The following is a 24,914-nucleotide window of genomic DNA, read 5'->3' as shown; positions in this document are numbered from 1 at the left end:
TTTACTGAATATTACTGCGGTCATCGGCCAGATATTTTTTCTGTAATTCAGTGTAGATTGGAGATTTCTGAAATTGCGTAAGGAACTGGACTGTCCCCTCTGGAAAAAATTCCGTATGTATCTCACCGCGATAATAGGCTTCTCGCATTGGTGTTGCCGAAATCGCATCTTTCAGGCTGTCCAATTCCACCATTTCCCACTCAGGAAACAAGGCCAAGTAATAGGAGGACTCATCCTTAAAGTGACCAATCAGGCCAACTTTCGCATTTGGCTGGATGATCTGGTTAACAAGCCCTTTAACCTGCTTCACCCATTTTTCATCATTATAAACATCAATCACATGCACAAAGTGAATCCGTTTTTGGTCTTGCTCTGAAAAATTGGAGAGAATCATCTGCTCACGTTCAGTCGCCAAAAATGGATTCTTGATATTCCGTTCCAATTGTGCCGACCCCAAAGCCAAGATCACATGCTGACTTTGCTGTAACGCAATTTCAATGGTTTGCATATGAGCCAGATGAAATGGCTGAAAGCGTCCAATAAAAACAAGATAGTCAAATGTGTACATAGGCGTCATTTCACTTTTTGTGAACTCATCAGTTGCACCATTCAGGCAAATATGCGACATAATGAGGACACTTAAAAATCAATCTGGATTAAAGCAAGGATAGTACGATGACACTTAGCTGTATTCAACAACCTCATCAACATTTGCAAGCAAATTTAGAAGATGGCGTACTCACCTTAGCCATTAACCGTTCAGAAGCAAAAAATGCACTTTATGGTGAACTTTACCTGTGGATCGCAAAAGCTTTAGATGAAGCGGATACCAACAAGGATGTTCGCGTGGTGATTTTCCGTGGTGCAGAACAGGACTTTACAGCGGGTAATGATATGAAAGACTTCATGGGCTTTATGCAAAAGCCATATGAAGGCAAAGCGGGTGATCAACCACCATTTGTATTATTAAAAGCTGCGGCTCGTTTTTCCAAGCCACTGATTATTGCAGTGAAAGGTGTTGCGATTGGTATTGGTGTAACGATCTTGTTACATGCCGATATGGTATTTGCTGACAATACAGCCCTGTTCCAGATTCCATTTGTGAGTCTTGGCCTTTCTCCAGAAGGTGCCGCAAGCCGTTTATTGGTGAAACAGGCAGGCTATCAAAAAGCAGCCGAACTGTTATTCACGGCGAAGAAGTTTGATGCCGCAACAGCAGTAAAAGCAAATCTGGTGAATGATGTGGTTGAAGATGTTTATGCAACGGCGCAACAAACAGCACAACATCTTGCTGCCCTGCCATTGGCTTCACTGAAACAAAGCAAGGCACTCATGAAAAAAGACCTAGCTGAAATCATCGCCTGTGTGGATGATGAAGCTGAAATCTTTATGCAACGTGTCCGCTCACCTGAAATGATGGAAGCGGTACAGGCCTTTATGCAAAAGCGTAAACCTGATTTTTCTCAGTTCAATTAATGAGGTAATAACTCATTAATGAAAACAAAACCACTTCAATTGCAAAATCGAGGTGGTTTTTTTATTGAACGTCCCAATATGAATATAAAGTAACTTTAGGATGATATTTTCCTCATGTCAGAACAAACACAAACCGAAAAGAAACGTTATTATGAAGCCGCGCCACAAGATATTGATGTTGACAATTTCCGCAAGGTGATTGAAAGCCGCCGTTCAGTGCGTAAATTTACCGACAAGCCGATTCCTAGCGAAGTTTTAGATGCCTGTCTGGATTTGGCGCTGCTTGCACCCAACTCGTCCAACTTACAACCGTGGACTTTTTATGTGGTGCAAAATTCAGGTAAGAAAAAACAATTGGTCAAAGCCTGTCTAAACCAACTGGCTGCAAAAACCGCCTCTGAACTGATTGTATGTGTTGCCCGTACAGACCGTCTTGATGAAATGGCAAAGCGTAACATTAGTGAGTTCCCTTTTCCCGAAGCACCACCTGCCGTTCAGAAGTATTACCGTTTTATTCCATACAACTATAAAACAGGTTACTTCAATGCATTGGGCAACTTTAAGAAAGTTGCATTTAAGGTAGTGCGTACACTGGATAAACAACTTCCTGTGACTGCATTTAATCCTGCCGATGCAAAATTATGGGCAACCAAAACCACTGCCCTGGCCTGTGAAAACTTGGTCTTGGCTTTACGCGCCTATGGTTTTGATAGTTGTATGATGGAGGGTTTTGATGAACCACTGGTTCGTAAAATTCTGAAACTGAATGATGAGCAATATCCTGTCATGGTGATTGGTGCAGGTGAGCGCGCCAAAGATGGCGTGTTCTTTCCTCAATATCGTTTTGACCGTGACCTCTTTATTCAAAAAGTTTAACCTTATTGAATATCCAAAATCTGGATAAACTCAAAGGCAGGCTCTTCGTAAGGATGGTTTGCCTTTAATGCTTTTGCAACAGCACTTGCCTTTTCTTCTGGAACAATGGTTTCTACTCTCCATTCCTCAAGTTGTTCCAGTTCATCCAATTGACCTAAAAAAGGATTTGCACCTTTAACTGGCTTAAACTGCCCTACGCCTTTCACCTGCCATGCACAGTGTTCATAATTACCGATACCACCAGCCCCTACTTCAAAAATAGCGAGCTTGGTCGACTCCAGATGTGACTCAGGAACGTAATAAATAAGTTTTAGCATGGATAGAATGACTCAAATAGGATGACCAGTCATTGAATCATAGCGTTAAAAAACACCAATAATCAAAGTGAAATATTGATTACAAGATAGCTCACCACAATACATAAAATCTGGATTACCACCGTTAATCCAAACCAAAACCAACCCTTATCTTTTGTGTATATTGTTCTGATATGATTTTCATGTTTCATCATTCTGCTCTCCAAGACCTAAAATATCTAAGTTCTGATCACTACAATAAGAAAAGCAAAATTTGAACCATGTAAAACATTTAAAAAATAATGATGCTAAAATAGCCACTCCAAACCTTAAATCAATAGGTTACAAAATGGGATAATGTCCAAACAAACACCCCCACTACAACAAGAAAATCTGCAAACATATCAAGACTCACCTTTGATTTTTACCGTAGACAAAGTGTTCTCAAGTGAAGAATGTGGTGCTTTTATCGCGCTCAGCAATAAATATCATTATGAAACAGCAGATATATTTGTAAACTCAGCTCGTCAAGTGCTCACCAATGTCAGAAATAACAAACGGGTGATTTATGATGATATTCAGCTTGCCAAAACCCTATTTTCCAGACTTAAACATTTCCTGCCTGAACAATTCAATGGCTGGACATTAAGTGGCTTAAATGAACGTTTTCGTTTTTATCGTTATGAAAATGGCGAAACGTTTAGACCACACTATGATGGTATTTATGAAGTGAACGATTGGCACAGTAGCCAACTTACTTTATTGATCTATCTGAGTGAAGATTTTACAGGTGGAGAAACCATTTTTTACCGTGACAGTGGCATGCTGAAACCGTGTAAAGAAACGCAAATCGCCAATATCCAACCAAAACTTGGACAGATTCTAGTCTTTGAGCATCAACAGTTGCATGAGGGAGCACCTGTGCTTTCAGGTCAGAAATATGTGCTGCGTACCGATGTGATGTATAAGCATCCAATGATCCTAAAATCTCAGGATTGCTAAATCCCATAAACTTATACAGGTAAAAGCCATTTTATGATGGCTTTTACTTTTCCAGATCAAAATACTTTCTTATAAAAGCTAATGCTTCCTGAAAAGTCTCGTGCCAATCTGCATTCGGTTTTTGGTTTAATGGATACCAAAAGAATTCAAATGCCAGACCACCATCATCCTGACAATGATAAACCCAGGTCTCAGGAAGCACATGGCTAATGTCACATAGATAGAAATACCAATCCTGCTGGTTAAATTGAAGCGAAAGATTTCCCATGAATTTTGGTTTTAGTTTAGCCACTAATCCAGATTCTTCAAATAATTCGCGGATAGCGGCATGTTCATATTGCTCATCCTGTTCTATTGTTCCCTTGACCAATTGAGTTCCAGCCAATGGATGGCGAAAGGCCAATATTTCCAAGCCTTGCCCATGATTTCTTACCACAACTGGAACAGCTTTTTTCATGATTTCTTATCTATCAGATGCTTTAATATTTAGGAGCTAAAAAAGCTAACTACTCTCTACTTTCCCACATTTAAGCACCTACACTTTCTGAAACCTTTAAATGTCTTTTCTCATATAAGGTCATGGCAAAGGCCAAACCACATAAAACCACGAAACCGCAGGTCATTGGAATGAGTGTTCCGTTATAAAGCTGCCCGATAATAGAGGCCAGAATCAGGGAGAGCACCGAAGATGCGGCCCCAATAATCGCAGATGCCATACCAGCAACATGCCCCATTGGTTCCATTGCGATCGCATTAAGATTTCCAAACAGTGTTCCAAACAATAAAAACAAGATGCAGGCATATAGCATAAACATCCAGAACGAAACTGGTACACCTACTAGCTGAATAATCAGAAATACCAATGAAATTAAACATAGGCCAAGAAAGCCATAAATACAGATGGGGCGCATGCCAAACTTCATGACAATTCGAGAATTGGTAAAAGATGCAATCCCCATCACACCTGCTAATAAAGCAAAGTAGGCACTAAACTCCTGTCCTGTTTTACCGAATTGCTGCATAAAGATTTGCTGTGAAGTCCCCAGATAACCAATAAACCCACCAAAACAGAAGCCAGCACATAACAGATAGCTCATGGTGGTTTTATTACTGATCACTTCCTTAAAGCCATGCTGGAACGCCTCTAAACGCATAGGTAGGCGATTTTCAGGAACAAGGGTTTCTTCCAAGCGTAAAGCCACCCATGCGCCTACAACCGTGGCATAAACCATATACAAAACAAAAATATCGCGCCAGCCAAAGAAATGGATAATCAACTGCCCCAAACTTGGTGCAATTGCAGGTGCAACCATAAACACCATCATAATCAGGGACATGATACGTGCCATTTGTGCGCCGCTGTATTTATCCCGCACGATGGAAATGGAAGCGACATACGGCCCTGAAACCCCAATTCCCTGAATAAAGCGTCCAGCCAAAAACCATTCAAAACTTTGTGTGGAGAAGCACAATAAGCTTCCCAAAAAGTAAATGACGATTCCCGTGAATAAAATACGTTTACGTCCAATTGCATCGGATAACGGCCCTGCAATCAATTGGCCTATCGTCATTCCTGAAAAGATACCAATAATCACCCACTGCGCCTGATTGCCACTTTGCAGTGTAAAAACCTTTCCAATTTCACCTAGCGCGGGCAAGACCGCATCTATGGAAAAAGACACAATCGACATCAACAATGCCATTAACAGGGCAAATTCATGGAAATGGATTTTTGATTTCATTATTGTTCTCTACGATTGATCAATCTTTTAGCCAATATAAAGCCACCTTACGGTGGCTAATCTGCTTAATTTATATGAGAAAGATTCTAAAATCATGCATTATTTCTACTTTAGCCTTTCGAAAGCCACTAAATCTTATAGCAATATGCCTAGAATTCTAAAACTGCCTATTTTATGCCAATTCCATATTTATGCCTGATTGATTCATTGATGGGGGCTGAAGCATAGACTTTACTTTCATCACCTACATTTTCTGTTGCACAGCCAACTTCAACTGTCGATTTAGGTGCATAGACTTTGGAAAATTCATTCGCATCAGCATGAATGCGGTTTTCTATTGTGCTTGAATAGGCATTGATCTTATGAGTTTGTGGTAGCACTAAACTGCCGATATTTTCATTGGCAGCACTCAATACTTTAAAATTGCTGCAACCTTTGGCAATCATCAACTCAGAAGCACGTAACAAAGCCAAGTCACTTGCTCGCTCTGCGGAAGTTTTTTCATTGCCCTGAAATGTGATTTTAAAATGATTTTGTGTCAGTTCTGTTTCGTTAAAGCCACTCTTATTAAAAGCAGTATGCGGTTGATAAGAGCTTGCACATCCTGTTAGCAACATTGTAAGTATCAGTAATTTTTTCATAATTTTTCTCCCCCATACAATGAAAAAGAATAGCACATCTTAGACCAAAGTATAGTAGACAAAGTTTTTAATTACCAATAAATCAATGTTTATCAAATATTTATTTTTAATTGAATAGTAAATTATATTCTATTTATAAAATCAGTCTGTTATGAAAAAAAATGCCACTAAATAAGTGGCATTTTCAACAATTGGTTGCTTAATTAACCAATAAATTTACGTGCATTACGGAACATACGTAACCAAGCACCATCTTCCGCCCAGTCTTCTGGCTTCCAAGAGTGCTGTAAGGCACGGAAGTTACGCTCTGGATGCGGCATCATCACTGTTGCACGACCATCTTTAGAGGTTAAGCCTGTAATCGCCTCAGGTGAACCGTTCGGGTTCAATGGATAGTGTTGAGTTGGATGACCCAAACTATCCACATAACGCAAGATCACTTGGTTCTCGGCATTTAAAGCAGCAATTTGCTGTTCAGTTGCAACCAGACGACCTTCGCCATGGGCAACCGCGATTGGCAGAATCGAACCTTGCATATCTTCGAGCAATACCGAAACAGATTTTTCTACACGAACGTTGACTGCACGCGCTTCGAATACTTCTGAAATGTTACGGTGGAAACGGCCCCAATGCTCTGCACCTGGAATCAATGGTGCAAGTTGCGACATCATTTGACAGCCATTACATACGCCTAAGCTGAATGTATTTTCACGATGGAAGAACTGTTCGAACTGGTCACGTAACTTGGCATTGAACAATACTGATTTCGCCCAGCCACCACCAGCACCCATCACGTCACCGTATGAGAAGCCACCACATGCCACTAAACCCTCGAAGTCGCTTAAGCTAACACGACCAGCAAGTAGGTCACTCATGTGTACGTCGATGGTGTTAAAACCAACTTTGTCAAACGCAGCTGCCATTTCAACATGACCGTTAACACCCTGCTCACGCAAGATGGCCATGTTTGGACGACGTGTATTGATAAACGGTGCTTCAACTGGCTCATTTAAATCATACGTTGCTTGTGCAATTAAACCTTTGTGGTTTTGGTCTGCAATTAAAGCAAACTCTTGATCAGCAGTTTCAACGTTGTCACGTAAACGCTGGATTTGATGTGAAACTTCTGCCCAAGCTTGTTGTAATTCAGCACGTTCTAAAGTTAAACCATTAACCGCCAATTGATCCGTGCTATTTACACGACCAACCACTGCAATGGCATCTTTCAGACTAGAGGCTGCAACTTCTGATTCTAATTGCGCCCAATCGGCTGCTGTGATTTGTAATACAGCACCAATTTCTTCTGCAAATAAGCTTTCAGTCGTTTGATTTTCTAAAGCCACACCTAAGCGTGAAGCAAACATCATCTCGGCAACAGTCGCCAATAAACCGCCATCACCGATATCATGGTAAGCCTTAATCACACCACGATTGTTCCAATCTTGAATCAAAGCAAAGAATGCTTTGAAGTCATCAAAACTATCAACATCAGGTGTCACTGAACCAATGGCTTTATATACTTGCGCAAGGATTGAACCACCTAAACGGAACTGGCCTTTAGACAAATCAATACGAACGAGTACAGAGTCTTCAAGATTTTTCAATTCAGGTGTTAATGTTTTGCGAACATCTAATACAGGAGCAAATGCAGTAATCACACCTGTCATTGGAGAAGTCACCGCTTTGTCTTCACCATCATTCCACGTGGTACGCATTGAAAGTGAATCTTTACCGACTGGAATTGCGATGCCTAATGCAGGACACATTTCCATACCAATCGCTTTCACACCTTCAAACAAGGCCTGGTCTTCACCTTTTTGACCTGCCGCTGCCATCCAGTTTGCAGAAAGCTTGATATCGCTGATTTGTTCGATGTTGGCACAAGCAATGTTGGTAATCGCTTCTGCAACCGCTAAACGCGCAGATGCAGCAGGATTCAACAACGCCACAGGTGGACGTTCACCCATTGCCATTGCTTCACCAGTGAAACCTTGCAAACTTGTCGTTGTTACTGCTGCATCAGCAACAGGCACCTGCCAGCGCCCCACCATCTGGTCACGTGCAACCATACCCGTAATCGAACGGTCACCAATGGTGATCAAGAACGATTTAGATGCCACTGTTGGATTTTTCAATACACGGAAAATCGCATCTTTTAAATCAACTTTCGTAGCATCAAAGTCGTTACCCGTACGCTCAATCGTTTCATATGAACGTTGCATACGCGGTGTACCACCTAAGATCACCTGCATTGGGATATCAACAGGCTTGTTCTCAAACAACGGATCTTCAACCGTTAAGTGACGCGCTTCAGTCGCCTCACCCAATACCGCAAACGGGCAACGCTCACGTGCACAAATTTCTTCAAACTGTTCTAAAGACTCTGGACGAATGGCAAGTACATAACGTTCTTGCGCTTCATTTGACCAGATTTCCATCGGGCTCATACCTGGCTCTAATGATGGAATTTTACGTAGGTTAAGCACTGCACCCAACTCGTGATCATTCACAAGTTCTGGCATCGCATTAGATACACCACCTGCACCCACATCATGTACAGACACGATTGGGTTAAAATCTTCTAAGCGCCAGCAGGTATCGATGACTTCCTGACAACGGCGTTCCATTTCTGGGTTTTCACGTTGAACAGAAGCAAAGTCTAAGCTCTCACCCATGGTACCGCTGTCCACAGAAGACGCTGCGCCACCACCCAAACCAATGAGCATGGCTGGGCCACCCAACACAATGAGTAAATCACCTGGCTGGATTGCATCTTTCTCTACATGGTCAGGACGGATGTTACCGTAACCACCAGCAATCATGATTGGCTTATGGAAGCCTTTCACTTCACCATTGACATTCTGTTCAAAAGTACGGAAATAACCATTCAATGCAGGGCGGCCAAATTCGTTGTTAAACGCCGCACCACCTAAAGGGCCTTCAATCATAATTTGAAGTGGTGATGCCATACGGCTTGGTTTACCGTAGTTTTCTTCCCACGGTTGTTCAAAACCTGGAATATTCAAGTTTGAAACGGTAAAGCCAGTTAAACCAGCTTTCGGTTTACCACCACGACCTGTTGCACCTTCATCACGGATTTCACCGCCTGAACCTGTTGCAGCGCCCGCAAATGGAGAAATTGCGGTTGGGTGGTTATGCGTTTCCACTTTCATTAAGATATGAGCGGCTTGACTCTTATATTTATAAACGAAGTGACCATTTTCATCCGCTTTTGGATAAAAGCGCATGGTGTCATAACCCACGATCACAGAGGCGTTATCTTTATATGCTGACAATACATCGGTTGGCGATTCTTTATAAGTATTTTTAATCATCTGGAACAATGACAATGGTTGTTTTTCACCATCAATTGTCCATTCAGAACCAAAGATTTTATGACGGCAGTGTTCAGAGTTGGCCTGTGCAAACATCATCAATTCGATGTCATTTGGATTACGACCCAGCTTGGTAAATGCTTCAGTTAAGTAATCAATTTCCTGCTCAGATAAAGCAAAACCAAACTCATTGTTGGCTTTAACCAATGCTTCTTTACCCTGCCCCAGAATATCAATTGAGTTCAGTGGTTTCGGTGCTGTTTCTGAGAATAGAGCTTTTGCATCATCAATTTGAGCAAAAACAGTTTCTGTCATACGGTCATGCAGAGCCAGTTTCACTTCATTAGAAACTTCTGTCACACCTTTCAGTGTAAACAGGATACCGCGTTCCAAACGGTGAATTGGGGTATTACAGTTCTGGAAAATATCGGTTGCTTTCGATGACCACGGCGAGATTGTGCCGACACGTGGTGTCACTAGAATCTGGATTTCATCACTTGCAGCCTGGCGAAGTTCGAAAGATTGACCATCATTTAATAGTTGTAATGCCGATTGATGTTGCTGCTCGTTGAGCGCTTGATCAAACAAATAAACCCACTGGCTGTCAAAAGATTGAACAGAACTCATTGACGCTAAACGGTTTAAGAGTTGAGTTTTCTTAAAAGAAGAATGTGCTGTTGCACCGGCCACGATAAACATGCTGACTTTGGCTCCACGGGCAGGTCTGACGAACCTACCGCAATGTGACTTATGAGAGAGCGCATATTCTACTGTGAAAGCCTGCTTTCAGCTAGCCATATCCATCTTAAAAATCAGAGTTTTCTATGCCAAGTCGTTTAATTGCTTCTCGCTTTATCGCTTTTCCATATTCGTAACAATTCATTTGCTTTGTAGAGTGCATCACATTTCCAGTCTGGGATTCTTTTTCTACGCCGTTCAACTTTAATTACCAATATAGATGAGATATAGAATTCTGATTCACTTCATGATCAAAGACAACTTGTGTCGCCCTACCCTAGTGCTTTCATCTTTTTTTTGGCATGATGAAGCTGAACTCATAGTGAATAATAATCAATGGAACAAATGCGTTGGTTGGAATTGCTTTCCGCAATTCGTTTAGGCAGTAAAAAAAGCAGTACAGAATTGGCCCGAAGCCCATTCCACAAAGATTATGACAGAATTATATTTTCCCAAAGCTTTCGTCAACTAAATAGAAAAACACAGGTTCACCCACTCACTCAACATGATGGTATCCATACCCGCCTTACTCATTCGCTTGAGGTTTCCTGTATTGGTCGCTCGCTGGGTATGTTGGCTGCGGAGAAGATTAAAGATGAACTACCGATGTGGATTTCCCCTGCGGATGTCGGTGCGATTATTCAGGCAGCCTGTTTGGCCCATGACATTGGCAATCCACCTTTTGGCCATGCAGGTGAATATGCGATTCGGGAATGGTTTGATGATGCCTCCCATCGGGACTTTTTAACTAAACTCACGCCAGAAGAAGCAGCCGATGTCCGCCAGTTTGAGGGTAATGCGCAAGGACTTCGTCTGTTAAGCCGTATTGACTATCATCCTGATGATGGCGGTATGCGTCTAACCTATGCAACACTCGGTGCTTATTTAAAATATCCGTGGCTCTCCAAAACCATTGAGGAACAAGGCGACATTCCCTCTCATAAACGGGCCAAGTTTGGTTGCTATCAATCTGAAAAAGAAATTTTAAAACAGATTGCCGAGCAACTCGGACTGATTCAGTTGGGCGAATATCATTATTGCCGTCATCCTCTCACTTATTTATTGGAAGCAGCCGATGATATTTGTTATGCCCTGATCGATCTGGAAGATGGCATCATCCTCAACATGCTGAATTATGCCGAAGTTGAGCCTATTTTCCTGAACCTGATTGCGGATTATGGCTACCCAGAAGAGCTGCATTTACCACATACCACATGGCAACAAAAAATCGCCGCCCTGCGTGGCCGTGTGATGAAACGTCTGGTCGATGAAGTCACCACAGCTTTTGCCAAATATCAGTACGAAATCCTGACAGGACAGCTTCGGGGCAGTTTACTCCAATATTGTTCACCTGATATTGAGGCAGGTATTCAAACTGCCAAGAATCTTGCCAAAGATCGGATTTTTGAGCATCCACAAAAATCAGGTCTGGAAATCATTGCTCATCAAAGTTTACAGACCATTTTAGATGCTTTTGTGCCCTTAACCATGCCACATAAAACCCTAAGCTTTAAGGAACAACGGTTGATGTCAATATTGCAACATTCAGGCGCACATTTCCAAAACAACCATTACCACAATATTATGCAAGTTCTGGATATTATTAGTAAGTTTTCTGACCATCAAGCCTATAGTTTGGCACAGGAGTTACAAGGCAATAAAGTTGGGTTCTTCTAAGAAATAAGATTTACTCAGGCTATTTTTATTTTGATTGATTTGAATAAAATCCACGCGAAATCACAAATAAATATGAAAAGCCATTTTGCGTTTAGAGCAAATGGCCTCTACTATTCAACCATTAACAAACAAGTGAAAATAACTCAATGATCGGATGTTTAATTGGCGAAGTGTTTGCCTTGGAAGCCCCAACAGTACTGTTAAATGTGAATGGCGTTGGCTATGAAATCGACACACCACTTTCGACATTTTGCCAATTACAAAAGGGCCAGAAAGTGACATTATGGACACACTTGGTGGTCCGTGAAGATGCCCAGCAACTCTATGGCTTTAACGATGCGCAGGAAAAAACCATTTTTCGCACATTACTGAAAGTGAATGGTGTCGGTCCTAAAGTGGCTTTGGGGATATTATCCACTTTAAGTGTTGAATTATTAATTCATACCATTGAACACGATGACATCAATACCCTGATCAAGGTTCCTGGTGTAGGTAAAAAAACGGCTGAACGGTTAATGATTGAATTACGGGACCGTTTCAAGGCCTTAGCACAGTCAACCAGTAGTAGCAATGCAAGCTCAACCACGGCTCAAATCCAGTTTATGGCAAACTCACCTGTTGCTGAAGCCGAAGCGGCATTGCAGTCACTCGGCTATAAACCTGCTGAGGCACAAAAAGCGGTTGCAGCCGTTAAGGCAGACTATACAGAATCTGCCGATATTATTCGTGCGGCACTTAAATCCATGATGAAGTAATACCTATATGCAAGATCGTCTTATTAGCGGAACAGAAAAACCAGAAGATCATTTTGATCGTGCAATTCGTCCAACTTCATTGGCAGACTATATTGGACAGCCTGTCGTCCGTGAACAAATGGAAATCTTCATTGGTGCCGCACGTGGACGTGGTGAAGCGCTTGACCATACTCTAATTTTTGGCCCACCTGGTTTAGGTAAAACCACGCTTGCCAACATTATCGCTCGGGAAATGGGTGGTAATTTAAAATCAACCTCTGGTCCTGTGTTGGAACGTGCAGGCGATTTGGCCGCAATGCTGACCAATCTTGAAGAGGGGGATGTTCTTTTTATTGATGAAATCCACCGCCTTTCTCCAGTGATTGAAGAAATTCTTTATCCAGCGATGGAAGATTATCAGTTGGATATCATGATTGGCGAAGGCCCCGCTGCCCGTTCAATTAAACTGGACTTGCCTCCATTTACACTGGTTGCAGCCACTACCCGTGCTGGCCTGCTCACCTCACCCTTACGTGACCGTTTCGGGATTGTGCAACGTCTAGAGTTCTATTCAGTTGAGGACTTAACCCATATTGTCACACGTTCAGCAAACTTGATGGATGTACCAATCACACACGAAGGCTCTGCTGAAATTGCACGCCGTGCCCGAGGAACACCACGTATTGCCAACCGTCTGTTACGTCGAGTTCGTGACTATGCCCAAGTCAAGGGTACAGGTGAAGTGACTCAGGATATGGCCCAGCGTGCCTTGGATATGCTGAATGTGGATAAGGCAGGTTTGGATACGCTGGATCGCCGTTATCTCAGCATGTTGCTTGAGCGTTTTGATGGTGGGCCTGCTGGTGTAGAGGCTTTAGCTGCTGCGATGGCAGAGGACAGTGGCACATTGGAAGATGTGATTGAGCCTTATCTCATCCAGCAAGGTTATGTCATGCGTACTGCACGTGGTCGTATTGCCACCAATATGGCGTATTTACAGTTTGGATTAACCCCGCCAGAAGCATAAGTTTAAATTTCTTCCAACTCTCTTGAATATTCAGGAGAGTTTTGTATAAGGACGTCATCATGGCCAATCATTTTGAATTTAATATTCGTGTATATATCGAAGATACAGATGCAGGTGGGATTGTCTACCACGCCAATCACATCCGTTTTATGGAACGTGCCCGTACAGAATGGCTACGCTCCACAGGCATCGCACACTATTGGCATCAAAAGGATTACAGCTTTGTTGTCCACCAGATTCAGGTCAAATATGTACGCCCTATATTAATGGACGATTTAATTACCGTTACAGCACGTGTTATTTCGTGTAAAGCCGCGTCATTTGTGTTGCAACAAAATATATATCGTGGTGAAATCTTGCTGGCTTCAGGTGAGGTTACGTTGGCATGTTTAAACAAGGATTTGATGCCACGCAGACTTCCTGATGAAATTCGTGACCTGATTCAAAAAGAATTGGCACAGGACTAAAAATAAACTTTCGGCACTCAACTTATGGCAACAAATTTAGAATCTTCCCTGCACATTTCTGACCTGATTTTACAGGCAAGCCCTGTTGTACAATTGGTCATGTTGATCCTGTTACTTGCTTCTATTTTTAGCTGGTATTTGATTGCCAAACTACATATGGGCTTTAAAAAGGCAGCGCAGGATGATGAGCATTTTCAAAAAATGTTCTGGTCAGGTGCCGAACTGAACACTTTATACAACAACGCCCAGCTCAATTCCAAACGCCATGGGCTGGAAGATATTTTCTATCAGGGGCTGGGTGAATTTTTCAAGCTGCAAAAGCGCAAGGCCGACACCAACCAGACCATCGAGGGAACTGAACGTATCCTCCGTGTTGGCTTAAGCCGTGATCAGGGCGGATTGGAGCAAGGTCTAGGCGCATTGGCAAGTATTGGTTCTGTCGCTCCCTATATCGGCCTGTTTGGTACAGTCTGGGGCATTATGAATGCCTTTATAGGTCTTGCCGCAGTGGATCAGGTGACTTTGGCAACTGTGGCACCTGGTATTGCAGAAGCATTGATTGCAACCGCGATTGGCTTGTTTGCCGCAATTCCTGCGGTACTTGCCTTTAACCATTTCACCGCAAAAGGTGAATCCATCTATTCAGACCGTGCCCTATTTGCCGAAGAAATGGTTGCCCTGTTACAGCGTCAAGCAATTGGAACGACACAGGAAGATGCATAATGGCGATTCAACGATCTGGACGTTTTGAACGCATCAAGAAGCCACTGAAAAGTGACATGAATGTCGTGCCATATATTGATGTCATGCTGGTGCTTTTGGTCATTTTTATGGTCACTGCACCAATGATCACCAGTGGGATCAAGGTGGATTTGCCACAAGCCAATAGCACACCAATTGAATCCAAAGATATACCTGCAATGGTCACAATTGGTAAGGATGGTAATATTTATCTGCAATATCAAGATAATAAAGGCACTGAACCACTAACACATGAGCAGCTTGAAAGCATTTTAAGTGATGCCCAGAAACAGGCTGAACAAGACAATAAACAGCTTATGGTCTTGGTGAATGGCGAGAAATCTCGCCCTTATGGGGAAGTTGTCTCCCTAATGGCAAGTTTACAAGAAGCAGGTTTAACCCAAGTCGGCTTACTGACAGAGCCATTAAAATAAGTTATGAAAAGATTCCAAGAGCCACCTTTTAAGCAAAATGCGATTGCACTGGGTTTTACACTCGGCGTTCATGCCATCGCCATTGTTGGCTTACTTTTTTTAGGCTTGAGTAAACCACCTGAGCAGCCTAAAAAGCTAACTACCATTTTAGTTAAACCAGAAGATTTGCCACCACCATTGGCAAAACCTGTAGAACAGGAAACGACGGCTGAAAATCAGGCAGAAGAAATATTAAGTCCAATTGTAGATGAAACTCAGCCTGAAAATCTTCCTGTTGCCCCTCCACCACCTACTGCTCAGCAACTTGCTGCCGAAAAGCTGAAAGCTGAACAGGCGCAACAGGCAAAGTTGGCTGAACAAAAACGTAAGGCTGAGGAAGCCGCAAAAGCAAAAGCACAGGCAGAAGAACAACAGAAGCAAGCGGAAGCTGTCGCACAAAAACAACGTGCAGAAGCTGATGCCAAAGCCAAGGCTGCCGAAGAAAAACGTAAAGCCGATGCCGAGGTGAAAGCAAAAGCTGCGGAGCAAAAACGACAAGCTGAAAATGAGGCAAAAGCCAAACAGGCAGAAGAAAAACGTCAGGCAGATGCCATAGCAAAAACAAAAGCGGCTGAACAGGAAGCAAAACGTAAAGCTGATCTGGCCGCTAAAACCAAGGCAGATAATGCAGCCAAGTTGAAAGCTGAACAAGATGCCAAGGCAAAAGCCGCGGAAGAAAAGCGTAAAGCAGACGCTGACGCCAAGAAAAAAGCTGAGCAAGATGCCAAGGCCAAAGCTGCTGAGGAAAAGCGTAAAGCAGATGCTGACGCCAAGAAAAAAGCGGAAACAGATGCCAAAGCCAAGGCTGCTGAAGAAAAACGTAAAGCAGACGCTGATGCCAAGAAAAAAGCTGAGCAAGATGCCAAGGCCAAAGCTGCTGAGGAAAAGCGTAAAGCAGATGCTGACGCCAAGAAAAAAGCGGAAACAGATGCCAAAGCCAAGGCTGCTGAAGAAAAACGTAAAGCAGACGCTGATGCCAAGAAAAAAGCCGATGCCGACGCTAAGGCAAAAGCGGATGCTGAAGCCAAGCGTAAGGCAGATGCAGATGCTAAAGCTGAAGCCGATGCAAAACGTAAAGCCGATGCCGACGCTAAAGCAAAAGCGGATGCAGAAGAAGCCAAAGCTGCTGCCGCTAAAAAAGCTGAACAGGAAGCAGCGCAGAAAAAGGCTGATGCCAAGAAAGTTGCTTCAACAGCCAAACGGGATTTTGAAAGCAAAATTAAACGTGCCTGGGACATACCATCAGGTTCATCGGGTCAAAAGGCAACTGCTCGTGTCACCTTAAGTGATAGTGGTGCAGTATTATCAGTCGTTGTAAATGCAAGTGATCCTGATGTAAAAGCCAGTGTGGACGCTGCGGTTCGAGCCGCCGCACCTTATCCAATGCCAGAAGATCCTGATGCACGCCGTGAGGCCAGAAGCTTTACTTCAAGTTTCACAGCAAAATAGTAATTTATCGTGAATAGTTACATGCCTGTCATAGCACAAAGCATGTAACTATGTTAAATAATCAACAGCCACAACAATACGACACAAATTATTGTAATTATGGACAAGACTCGTAAACACCTCATCTCCTTAGCAGTTTTTACTGCGATTAGCACTGTTGTTCCAACAGCAACTTTCGCACAACTCCATCTTGAAATCGCCAAGGCACCTGAACAGGCTCCTAAAATTGCGATTGTGCCATTTACCAATGATAGGGCGGTTTATCCAATTGTTGAAAGCGACCTAAACCGTTCAGGTCGTTTTACCAGTGCATCACAAAACTTACCTGCCACTGCAAGTATTGATCAGATTCAGGCTGGTGACTGGCAGAATGCTGGTGTTCCCTATGTTGTTGTCGGGCAGATGAAAACGGTTGATGCCAATACATTTGAAATTCAATACCAGTTGTATGATGTACAGAAACAACAATATCTACTCAATGAAGTTTTGACTGTACCAAGCTCCCGTATTCGCCAAGCTGGACATATGATCAGTGATGCGATTTATCAGGCATTGACAGGTATTGCGGGTGACTTTAGTGGCCGTATCGCCTATGTACTACGCAATCAGGCAACGCCAGCCCAACGTTATACCCTTCAGGTTGCCGATACCGATGGCGAACAACCTAAAACTGTTCTTTCATCACGCGATCCAATCCTCTCCCCAGCCTGGACACCAGACGCAAAGAAAATTGCCTACGTTTCTTTTGAAACCAAACGCCCTGCAATCTATCTTCAAGACTTGGCCTCAGGACAGCGTGAAGTTTTAGCAAGCTTCAGGGGCTTGAATGGTGCACCAAGCTTTTCACCAGATGGTAAGTCCATGCTCTTTACCGCTTCAATGCATGGTAACCCTGAAATCTATCAAATGGACTTAGCCAGCCGCCAAGTCAAGCGGATGACCAACGATTCAGCGATTGATACCGAAGCACGTTATGCACCAGATGGTAAGTCATTTATCTTCACTTCTGACCGTGGCGGTTCTCCACAAATTTATAGCTATCGTTTTGATGATGGTTCAGTTAAACGCTTAACATTCAAAGGTGCGTTCAATGCCCGTGGCACATTAAGTGCGGATGGTAAAAAAATTGCATTAGTTCATCGTCCAAGTGGAAGCAACTATAAAGTTGCCATTCAGGATATTAATACAGGCATTACCAATATCCTGACACCGACCAGTTTGGACGAATCACCAAGCTTCTCACCCAATGGGCAAATGGTGGTTTATGCGACACGTGAGGGAGAGCGCGGCTTACTCTCTATCATGTCAACAGATGGTCGCTTCCGTATGAACTTACCAAGTGAGCAAGGTGAAGTTCGGGAACCAGCTTGGGCACCCAAATAAATTTGATTAATTGGAGAAACATATGAATATTAAATATCTTACACTTCCCTTACTCGCAGCGACCTTGGTTTTTACAGGCTGTGCCAGCCGTAAACCTGCTGCTGAAATTACCGCAGGTAATACGCCAAACAGCGCAACAACGGTAAGTACCGATGGTCTAAGTGAAGATGCTGCATTAAATGCACAAAACTTGGCAGGTGCGTCCTCAAAAGGCGTAACCGCAGCGAATAAAGCATTTTTAGCAAAACGTGTTGTACATTTTGACTATGACAGCAGCGACTTATCTCAGGAAGATTATCAAACATTACAAGCACATGCCCAATTTCTTGTTGCAAATGCCAATTCAAAAATTGCTTTAACAGGCCATACCGATGAGCGTGGTACACGTGAATATAACATGGCACTTGGCGAACGCCGCGCTAAAGCTGTAGAAAGCTTTTTAATCACCAATGGTGTAAATCCACAGCAGCTTGAAGCTGTAAGCTATGGTAAAGAAGCTCCTGTGAATCAGGGGCATAATGAAGCTGCATGGAAAGAAAACCGCCGTGTTGAAATCAACTATGAAGCTGTCCCACCGTTGTTAAGATAATGCTTTAAGAAAAAATGCTCACATCATGTGAGCATTTTTTATGGCTGATGTTGGGTATTATCATCCTGTTTAGATGACTGCATCGACTCAATCATATCGTGCTTATTAAAGTCCTTATATTCAGGCTTGGCTTCATAATCTTTCCAGGCATCTTTCACATTTTCCTTGGAAATTTCATCCAAACTAATCGGCTCACTTGGGGTGGGGGTCGCTTCAAAATTCTTGGTTGACATTTTATTCTCCAAACATCCTGTCTAATATGCACCCAACATAGCATGTAAATGAATACTTGTAATCATAAAAGCAACATAAATAAAGTAAGATAATTTTTATTTTTTGGCGTTCTCATCTAGAATAGCGGCATTCTTTTATCAATTTTGATGCAGCAAAATCGGAGCTATTCAATATGTCGTCAAACCTTACTTTGTCCCAATATTTACAACAACAAAATGGGAATTTGACACCAGAGTTGGCTCAGGTCATTGAAACAATTGCAAACACATGCAAAACCATTGACCAGGCTCTGCAAAAAGGTGCCCTGGCAGGTATTTTAGGCAGTGCGGGCAATGAAAATGTTCAGGGCGAAACACAAAAAAAGCTGGATGTCATTTCAAACGATTACTTAATTGATGCCCTGAAAGTTCATCCACAGGTGGGTGGCTTGGCCTCAGAAGAGCTGGATGACTTCACGCCTGCACAGGAAAATGGTAAATATCTAGTTTTGTTTGACCCACTTGATGGTTCAAGCAATATTGACATCAATATGTGTGTGGGTACGATTTTCTCAATCTTACCTGCTAAAAATGCCGTAACTCAATCTGCTGACTTTATGCAGGCAGGCACAGCACAGGTCGCTGCTGGCTATGTACTGTATGGTCCATCCACCATGCTGGCGCTTACTGTAGGTGCAGGCGTTGCTTTCTTCACATTTGATCCAACGACACAAACTTTCCTGCTTACGACTGAACAGGTTCAGGTTTCAGTAGATACTCAGGAATTTGCAATCAATTCATCCAATCAACGCCACTGGGAAAATCCTGTAAAACGTTATATTGATGAACTGTTGGCTGGAAAAACCTCAGTCCGTGAAAAAGATTTCAACATGCGTTGGGTGGCGTGTATGGTCGGTGATATTCATCGTATCCTGTGCCGTGGTGGTATCTTCCTTTACCCTTACGATTTAAAAGATCCGAAAAAAGCTGGGCGTTTACGTCTGATGTATGAAGCGAACCCAATGAGCATGCTGATTGAACAGGCTGGTGGTGCATCTACAACAGGGCGTGTTCGCATTATGGACATCCAGCCAACTGAGTTACACCAACGAGTTCCTGTGATTATCGGTTCTAAAAATGAAGTGGAACGCGTAACAAGTTATCATTAATTATTTTTTAATAATCAGGGCATTATAAATTGTAATGCCCATTTGGATATTTACCCTATGGCGGTTATTTTTTTAGAATCAAAAGACAATGCAAAAATCAAACATTTGCGTGGACTCATCGAACTCAACAGTGCTCGAAAAAAACATCAACAAACGGTACTCGAAGGAACACATCTGTGCCTAACATGGTTACAACAACAAAAGAAAATCTTTTCCCTGTTTACCACTGAACAAGCCTTGTCCCATCCAGATTTGCAAAAGATAATTGAATTGCACAAGGGGCATATCTTTGTGATCAGTGAGGTTTTATATAAAGATCTCAGTACACTAGGTACAACCCTACCCTGTTTGGCCATTATTGATTTGCCCTCAAATATTCAAACTATTGATTTTAACAAAGACACCCTGATTCTTGAAAATGTTCAGGATCCAGGTAATGTGGGTACATTATTACGCTCAGCAGCAGCGGCCAATGTTCAACAAGTCATTTGTACCCAGGGTTCAGCATTACTTTGGTCTCCCCGAGTACTACGTGCAGGCATGGGTGCACATTTTAGTTTAAACTGTTTTGAGAATTATCAACTTACAGATATTTTACCAAAGTTTAATATTCCTGTGTTTGTTACCAGCTCCCATCGCTCCACCAGTTTATATGGCAAGGATTTAACCCAGCCCTGTGTCTGGATTCTAGGTAATGAAGGCCAAGGTGCAAGTGACTATGCCCTTGAACATGCCCAGGCTGTCACTATTCCTCAACCTGGTGGTCAGGAGTCCTTGAACGTTGCAATTGCGGGATCAATCTGTCTGTTTGAGATGGTTCGCCAACGTCAGTAAAACGTTAAATTATTTTACATACACTTTCTCTGCCGAGAAAATCAATTACACTACTAAAAATAATTGCTTAAGTTGTCAACGCATCCACCATTTTCAACGTTATAGAACTAATGAATTGAAATAATGGTGGGTATCCATGACAGGATTTTCCATCTCTATGGATTTAGCACCGAAACAGGCCCGAACTGATAATGGTACTGACCGCAGTACTGTTGAACAACGTCTGCGTTTTTTTATGCAAGACGTTACAGGTCGTGCGCTTGTGATGATGGAAAGTGCAACACAGGGACAACAAGGCATTGCAATGGATCTGGTTCAGGAAGCCTTTATTTCATTGCATAAATCATATTCAGATAAAAGCACCGAAGAATGGTATCCCCTGTTCTATACCATTCTAAATAACAAACTACAGGATTGGCGACGCAAAGAAGTACGCCGAGCAAGTCCATTTTCATTGTTTAAAAAAGTGAATTTGGATGATGATGATGAAATCATTGATATTGTAGATGAATCCACACCTAATCCATTCGATTTTCTTGATCAGGAAGTCACAATGGAGGAAATTCAGGCTGCAATCAACCAATTACCAGTACGTCAACAGCAGGCATTTATGCTAAGAGCGTGGGAGGGTTTTGATACCATGACTACAGCTCAAATCATGGATTGCAGTGAAGGCAGTGTGAAAACACATTATCATCGTGCAATTCAGGGACTCAGAATCGCTTTAGAGCATTTAAACCCACATACGGGAGGATCATCAAATGAAAAAAGATGAATTCACCAAACGAGTGACTTCCAAGCTTGACCAACTCGCAAGAGAACAACATCACAATAAAATGCTAGTGATGAATCATGTTCTGGATTCTGTTCAAAAAAGACCTACATCTTTTTACAGTATCTGGAAAATGACTGGTTTTGCATTTGCCGCTGCAATCATGGGTATTGTGGTTCTCCCAAGTTCTTTACAACTCGCAGACAAACCGCAAAACCAGGTCATCGTAAATCCAAAGCTTTCGCCACAAATGGTTGAAGATATGGAAATGTTAATGGTCTTGGGTGAGGATAAAGTTCCACATGGCAGCTAGAAAGTTAGCACTTGTTGTGTGTACATTGGGTTTATTACAAACCAGTTTTGCTGGTTCAGAACGGTTTTGGGTTTTCTCTAAACCCAGCAAACCGACAGCTGAAGAAGCATGGGATGATTTATCCCCTGAAGAACAGCGTATCTTAATTAAACGCTACCAAACATTGAAAGAAATTCCAACAGACCAAGGCTCACAACTCCAGCAAAGAATGGAGTGGTTTACACAATTACCAGATGATGAAAAACAAAAAATGCGTGATGTCTGGCAGAAAATGAGCACCCAGGAGCGAAATAACTTACGTAAACGCATGCAAAATGCGAGTTTGGAAGAACGTGTAACAATTAGAGATGAATATCTAACTAAATATTCTGAGCACTAATTCATTCAACACATCAATCATTATTTAAAATATATAAAAAATAGCGCTATAAATAGCGCTATTTTTTTAATTCACCGCTTCTATTTTCTGAATCGGCGATAAACAAGTAAACTTAACAACCCCAATATTGAGAAAATCCCCGTGCTGCCACCGCCGCTACCCGCAGGGCGAGTATCATCGGTTGTTGTAGCCGTACTAATGACACTCACTGTTGCAGCGTTTGAAGCAGTGCCATCTGCGTCATAAACTTGATAATTAAATGAGAAATTAAATGGATTAAATGTATTTACTTCCTGAACATAAATATTACCGCCATAACAGATTTCTTTATCATCTGTTTCAGGACAAGCCCCTTGACGATCTGCTGTTATGGTCAAATCTCTAGTTGGTACATTGGTTAAACGAATTGGTAATTCAACACCCTCTTCGTTTTTCCAGAAAGCAGGTTTATTTGGGTTATTCTCAGGTCCTTTCCCCCCCTCACCTGTATCGCCATCATCATTTGCAAAACTTAATAAATTCAATGTGGCTTTTTCATGTTGTCGATATTTTAAAGTTACAGACGTATCTTTTGCTACAGGGGCAATGTTAACAAATGCTGCCTGAATTAAACCTGATGAAGTTTGTTCAGGCTGAATACCTGGCTTAGTAGTAATTGTATACTTACAAAATGCTTTATCACCCGCCTGTGTAATCACATCATCTTTACGGTAAATCACGATCTGTTGTAACTTTTCATTCCAGTCACACATCAAATTTGGATCGGGAGGTTGTTGAATGTTTAGCACTTTACCATTAAGCTGACCAACCCCAAGTCGTTCTACTTTTATCTCATAACTATCTGGATTAAAGAAATCTAATTTATAACTACCTTTATCATCACCTTCAGTCAATTCAACTTCTCGAGGTAATGGAAGTTTATAATTATTTAGGTCTACAAATATTGCACGATATTTTAAATTTTCTTTTGTATATTTTAATAAGTTCTCATATTGCTCTAATCGAGATTTATAATAAGTCAAAAAAATCTCATCATTTGGTTTCTCAACAAGATCTTTAAAAAAGTCATATTGACTTTGATAACTTTTAATTAATTCACTAATTGAACTATTCGCTAAATCACTAATATCACCTGCTGTTAGCTTCATTAGCTCAACTGAACCAATATCACATCTATTAGCTGCTTCAGGATTAAAATATAGAGTTTGATTGGTATTACGTGCCAAACCACGTTGATCTGTTGAGCTACAACCCGTTCCATCAATATCAACTAAATCTGTTTCTGTTCCATTATTTTTAGGGTAATACAGTGGAAAGAAAGAAGTATATTTAGAAGCAGGTTGCAATGGACTTAATAATGTTCGAATATCAATATCACTTATATTAATATTGGTTTTATTATCCTTTAAAGCTTCTTTTGGTAAATCACACTGATTAGCTGTCCGATCTGCTGTATCATCTTTCTTTAATGATAAAGCATTATATTGAACGGTAAATCTAACAGATTCCTGCTCCGAAACATCTCCCAATAAATAGCGACAACCGTAACTATCACTTCCACCATTATACGCTATAATATTAGAATTTAGACTTTTAGAACCAAGTTTATCATACAAAAGCGTCGTATAGCCCTGATTTTCAACAATTGTATTACTTGTTAACGTTAAACTACTTCCATTACTTAAAATACTAGACTTATTATTTGAAGTATTTTCAGTTGTAGCGTCACCCGTAAACTTAATTAAATTACCTGTCGATGTCTTTACTGTATTTTGGGCAATTGTATTATTAGTTAAAATAACTTCTGGTTCTCCACATAATTCAAACATACTGTCAGAATCTGTGGCCCCATTTTTAATAAAACTACTTCCTGTGAGATTAACTTTTCTTTTAGAATAAACAATATCATTAAAACAACTCATTGAAAGCACACTACCTTTAGGTGCAATATTTTTTTGAATTAAACTGTCAGTTAGAGTTAATGAAGCTGTTGGTCCAGCTAAAAAGATCGCTCCACCTTCTTGATCTGCTTTCGAATCCAAAATTTGAGTGTTTTGCAAAACTACATCTGCTCCAGCATAGATTGCCCCTCCTTTATCACTTGTTCTCCCACCCGTTAAAATAAGATTATTTAATGTTAAGCCCTTGGCTCCAAATGTTGTATTAAAAATACGTGAGTTCTCTGCTTTAATTGTGGTTTTTAATGGTGTTTCCGCAGGATATTGATTCACAATATCATTAATCAAAACCTTTTTTTCTTGCCAATCGACTGGGCTTGCTCCCCAAATTAATACATTAACATTGGGTGTTAATTCTTTTTTAAGTATATATTCCCCTGCTTGAAGCTGAATCACTTTTTGAGTTGTTGATAAAATATCAGTAGATTCACATCCACCATAAGGTTTGCGTAACTCCGCAGCTTTTAATGCTTCTCGCAATGAACAAGCATTTAAGTTTTCGCCATCTTCATCTTCAAAAGTTGTTACATTTATTGGCGCATCACTTGTTGCTGCAAGTAAAGGCATTGTTGCAAGAATCATAGTCGCCAATATGGCTTTTTTATAATTTTTCATCTCATCATATCCCTGA

26 protein-coding genes are annotated in these 24,914 nt (G+C 41.6%); 17 read left to right on the top strand and 9 right to left on the bottom strand.

Features of this window, described 5'->3' with window-relative positions; all coding sequences use genetic code 11:
* Window position 1 precedes the first annotated feature (1 nt).
* The gene (locus QLH32_RS16735; protein WP_267980002.1) at window positions 2-568 is read right to left on the bottom strand and encodes a nicotinate-nicotinamide nucleotide adenylyltransferase; all 567 of its coding nucleotides are present in this window, start codon (window positions 566-568) and stop codon (window positions 2-4) included.
* 107 nt (window positions 569-675) lie between these two features.
* Between QLH32_RS16735 and QLH32_RS16730 the strand changes: the two genes are divergently transcribed.
* Both QLH32_RS16730 and QLH32_RS16725 read left to right on the top strand, forming a co-directional pair.
* A complete protein-coding gene (locus QLH32_RS16730) occupies window positions 676-1,476 on the top strand; it encodes an enoyl-CoA hydratase-related protein (protein WP_267978935.1) in 801 nt (266 codons plus the stop codon).
* Window positions 1,477-1,590: 114 nt separating this feature from the next.
* Window positions 1,591-2,352, top strand: coding sequence for a nitroreductase family protein (locus tag QLH32_RS16725; protein WP_279959869.1), 762 nt, complete (start codon window positions 1,591-1,593; stop codon window positions 2,350-2,352).
* Window positions 2,353-2,354: 2 nt separating this feature from the next.
* Here the strand turns inward: QLH32_RS16725 and QLH32_RS16720 are convergent, their stop codons facing one another.
* Window positions 2,355-2,669, bottom strand: a complete 315-nt coding sequence (locus QLH32_RS16720; protein ID WP_283267170.1) for a YqfO family protein — start codon at window positions 2,667-2,669, stop codon at window positions 2,355-2,357.
* Between the two features lie 62 nt (window positions 2,670-2,731).
* Window positions 2,732-2,863: a KGW motif small protein gene (locus QLH32_RS16715; RefSeq protein ID WP_283267168.1), complete on the bottom strand. Its 132-nt coding sequence runs from the start codon at window positions 2,861-2,863 to the stop codon at window positions 2,732-2,734.
* A gap of 142 nt (window positions 2,864-3,005) precedes the next feature.
* Here QLH32_RS16715 and QLH32_RS16710 point away from each other — a divergent pair, with 142 nt between their 5' ends.
* Window positions 3,006-3,650: a prolyl hydroxylase family protein gene (locus QLH32_RS16710; protein WP_283267167.1), complete on the top strand. Its 645-nt coding sequence runs from the start codon at window positions 3,006-3,008 to the stop codon at window positions 3,648-3,650.
* 43 nt (window positions 3,651-3,693) lie between these two features.
* Here the strand turns inward: QLH32_RS16710 and QLH32_RS16705 are convergent, their stop codons facing one another.
* From QLH32_RS16705 to purL, 4 genes are all read right to left on the bottom strand, one after another.
* Window positions 3,694-4,107, bottom strand: a complete 414-nt coding sequence (locus tag QLH32_RS16705; RefSeq protein ID WP_283267165.1) for an NUDIX hydrolase — start codon at window positions 4,105-4,107, stop codon at window positions 3,694-3,696.
* 70 nt (window positions 4,108-4,177) lie between these two features.
* On the bottom strand, window positions 4,178-5,392 hold the full coding sequence (locus tag QLH32_RS16700) for a multidrug effflux MFS transporter (protein WP_283267163.1): 1,215 nt from the start codon (window positions 5,390-5,392) through the stop codon (window positions 4,178-4,180).
* A gap of 167 nt (window positions 5,393-5,559) precedes the next feature.
* Window positions 5,560-6,033 (bottom strand): CC0125/CC1285 family lipoprotein, encoded by a 474-nt coding sequence (locus QLH32_RS16695; RefSeq protein WP_283267161.1) that lies wholly within the window; start codon window positions 6,031-6,033, stop codon window positions 5,560-5,562.
* A gap of 203 nt (window positions 6,034-6,236) precedes the next feature.
* Window positions 6,237-10,067 (bottom strand): phosphoribosylformylglycinamidine synthase, encoded by a 3,831-nt coding sequence (gene purL / locus QLH32_RS16690; RefSeq protein WP_283267160.1) that lies wholly within the window; start codon window positions 10,065-10,067, stop codon window positions 6,237-6,239.
* A gap of 375 nt (window positions 10,068-10,442) precedes the next feature.
* Here purL and QLH32_RS16685 point away from each other — a divergent pair, with 375 nt between their 5' ends.
* From QLH32_RS16685 to pal, 9 genes are all read left to right on the top strand, one after another.
* Entirely contained in the window at window positions 10,443-11,783 is a 1,341-nt protein-coding gene (locus QLH32_RS16685) for a deoxyguanosinetriphosphate triphosphohydrolase (RefSeq protein WP_283267159.1), read from the top strand.
* Between the two features lie 146 nt (window positions 11,784-11,929).
* Window positions 11,930-12,538, top strand: a complete 609-nt coding sequence (gene ruvA, locus QLH32_RS16680) for a Holliday junction branch migration protein RuvA (RefSeq protein ID WP_283267158.1) — start codon at window positions 11,930-11,932, stop codon at window positions 12,536-12,538.
* A gap of 7 nt (window positions 12,539-12,545) precedes the next feature.
* The gene (ruvB, locus tag QLH32_RS16675; RefSeq protein WP_279959860.1) at window positions 12,546-13,544 is read left to right on the top strand and encodes a Holliday junction branch migration DNA helicase RuvB; all 999 of its coding nucleotides are present in this window, start codon (window positions 12,546-12,548) and stop codon (window positions 13,542-13,544) included.
* 59 nt (window positions 13,545-13,603) lie between these two features.
* On the top strand, window positions 13,604-14,011 hold the full coding sequence (ybgC, locus tag QLH32_RS16670; protein WP_004676848.1) for a tol-pal system-associated acyl-CoA thioesterase: 408 nt from the start codon (window positions 13,604-13,606) through the stop codon (window positions 14,009-14,011).
* A 24-nt stretch (window positions 14,012-14,035) separates the two neighbouring features.
* Window positions 14,036-14,734 carry a protein TolQ gene (tolQ, locus tag QLH32_RS16665; RefSeq protein WP_279959859.1) on the top strand — a complete coding sequence of 233 codons (699 nt, stop codon included), beginning with the start codon at window positions 14,036-14,038 and terminating at the stop codon, window positions 14,732-14,734.
* Window positions 14,734-15,186 carry a protein TolR gene (tolR, locus tag QLH32_RS16660; protein WP_283267156.1) on the top strand — a complete coding sequence of 151 codons (453 nt, stop codon included), beginning with the start codon at window positions 14,734-14,736 and terminating at the stop codon, window positions 15,184-15,186. Before tolQ ends, tolR begins: the two co-directional genes overlap by 1 nt.
* Before the next feature lie 3 nt (window positions 15,187-15,189).
* Entirely contained in the window at window positions 15,190-16,674 is a 1,485-nt protein-coding gene (gene tolA, locus QLH32_RS16655; RefSeq protein ID WP_283267154.1) for a cell envelope integrity protein TolA, read from the top strand.
* Window positions 16,675-16,773: 99 nt separating this feature from the next.
* On the top strand, window positions 16,774-18,057 hold the full coding sequence (gene tolB, locus QLH32_RS16650; RefSeq protein WP_283267153.1) for a Tol-Pal system beta propeller repeat protein TolB: 1,284 nt from the start codon (window positions 16,774-16,776) through the stop codon (window positions 18,055-18,057).
* 22 nt (window positions 18,058-18,079) lie between these two features.
* Complete coding sequence (gene pal, locus QLH32_RS16645; protein ID WP_283267152.1) at window positions 18,080-18,646, top strand: peptidoglycan-associated lipoprotein Pal; 567 nt, start codon at window positions 18,080-18,082, stop codon at window positions 18,644-18,646.
* Between the two features lie 38 nt (window positions 18,647-18,684).
* On the opposite strand, the gene QLH32_RS16640 is transcribed toward pal, so the two are convergent.
* On the bottom strand, window positions 18,685-18,879 hold the full coding sequence (locus tag QLH32_RS16640; protein ID WP_283267151.1) for an NF038105 family protein: 195 nt from the start codon (window positions 18,877-18,879) through the stop codon (window positions 18,685-18,687).
* A gap of 173 nt (window positions 18,880-19,052) precedes the next feature.
* Here QLH32_RS16640 and QLH32_RS16635 point away from each other — a divergent pair, with 173 nt between their 5' ends.
* From QLH32_RS16635 to QLH32_RS16615, 5 genes are all read left to right on the top strand, one after another.
* On the top strand, window positions 19,053-20,027 hold the full coding sequence (locus tag QLH32_RS16635; RefSeq protein WP_283267149.1) for a class 1 fructose-bisphosphatase: 975 nt from the start codon (window positions 19,053-19,055) through the stop codon (window positions 20,025-20,027).
* 57 nt (window positions 20,028-20,084) lie between these two features.
* Window positions 20,085-20,861: a TrmH family RNA methyltransferase gene (locus tag QLH32_RS16630; protein WP_267980556.1), complete on the top strand. Its 777-nt coding sequence runs from the start codon at window positions 20,085-20,087 to the stop codon at window positions 20,859-20,861.
* Window positions 20,862-21,018: 157 nt separating this feature from the next.
* The gene (locus QLH32_RS16625) at window positions 21,019-21,636 is read left to right on the top strand and encodes an RNA polymerase sigma factor (protein WP_283269369.1); all 618 of its coding nucleotides are present in this window, start codon (window positions 21,019-21,021) and stop codon (window positions 21,634-21,636) included.
* Window positions 21,623-21,946, top strand: a complete 324-nt coding sequence (locus QLH32_RS16620; RefSeq protein WP_267980555.1) for a ferritin family protein — start codon at window positions 21,623-21,625, stop codon at window positions 21,944-21,946. The genes QLH32_RS16625 and QLH32_RS16620 overlap by 14 nt, the downstream gene beginning before the upstream one ends.
* On the top strand, window positions 21,936-22,325 hold the full coding sequence (locus tag QLH32_RS16615) for a DUF3106 domain-containing protein (protein ID WP_283267147.1): 390 nt from the start codon (window positions 21,936-21,938) through the stop codon (window positions 22,323-22,325). Before QLH32_RS16620 ends, QLH32_RS16615 begins: the two co-directional genes overlap by 11 nt.
* An 80-nt stretch (window positions 22,326-22,405) precedes the next feature.
* On the opposite strand, the gene QLH32_RS16610 is transcribed toward QLH32_RS16615, so the two are convergent.
* Window positions 22,406-24,898 (bottom strand): CSLREA domain-containing protein, encoded by a 2,493-nt coding sequence (locus QLH32_RS16610; RefSeq protein WP_283267146.1) that lies wholly within the window; start codon window positions 24,896-24,898, stop codon window positions 22,406-22,408.
* Between the last annotated feature and the right edge of the window lie 16 nt (window positions 24,899-24,914).

The organism is Acinetobacter corruptisaponis (genome assembly GCF_030053775.1).
In the GTDB taxonomy this organism is placed as follows: Bacteria; Pseudomonadota; Gammaproteobacteria; order Pseudomonadales; family Moraxellaceae; genus Acinetobacter; species Acinetobacter corruptisaponis.
This window is presented reverse-complemented; position numbering and strand designations above follow the sequence as displayed.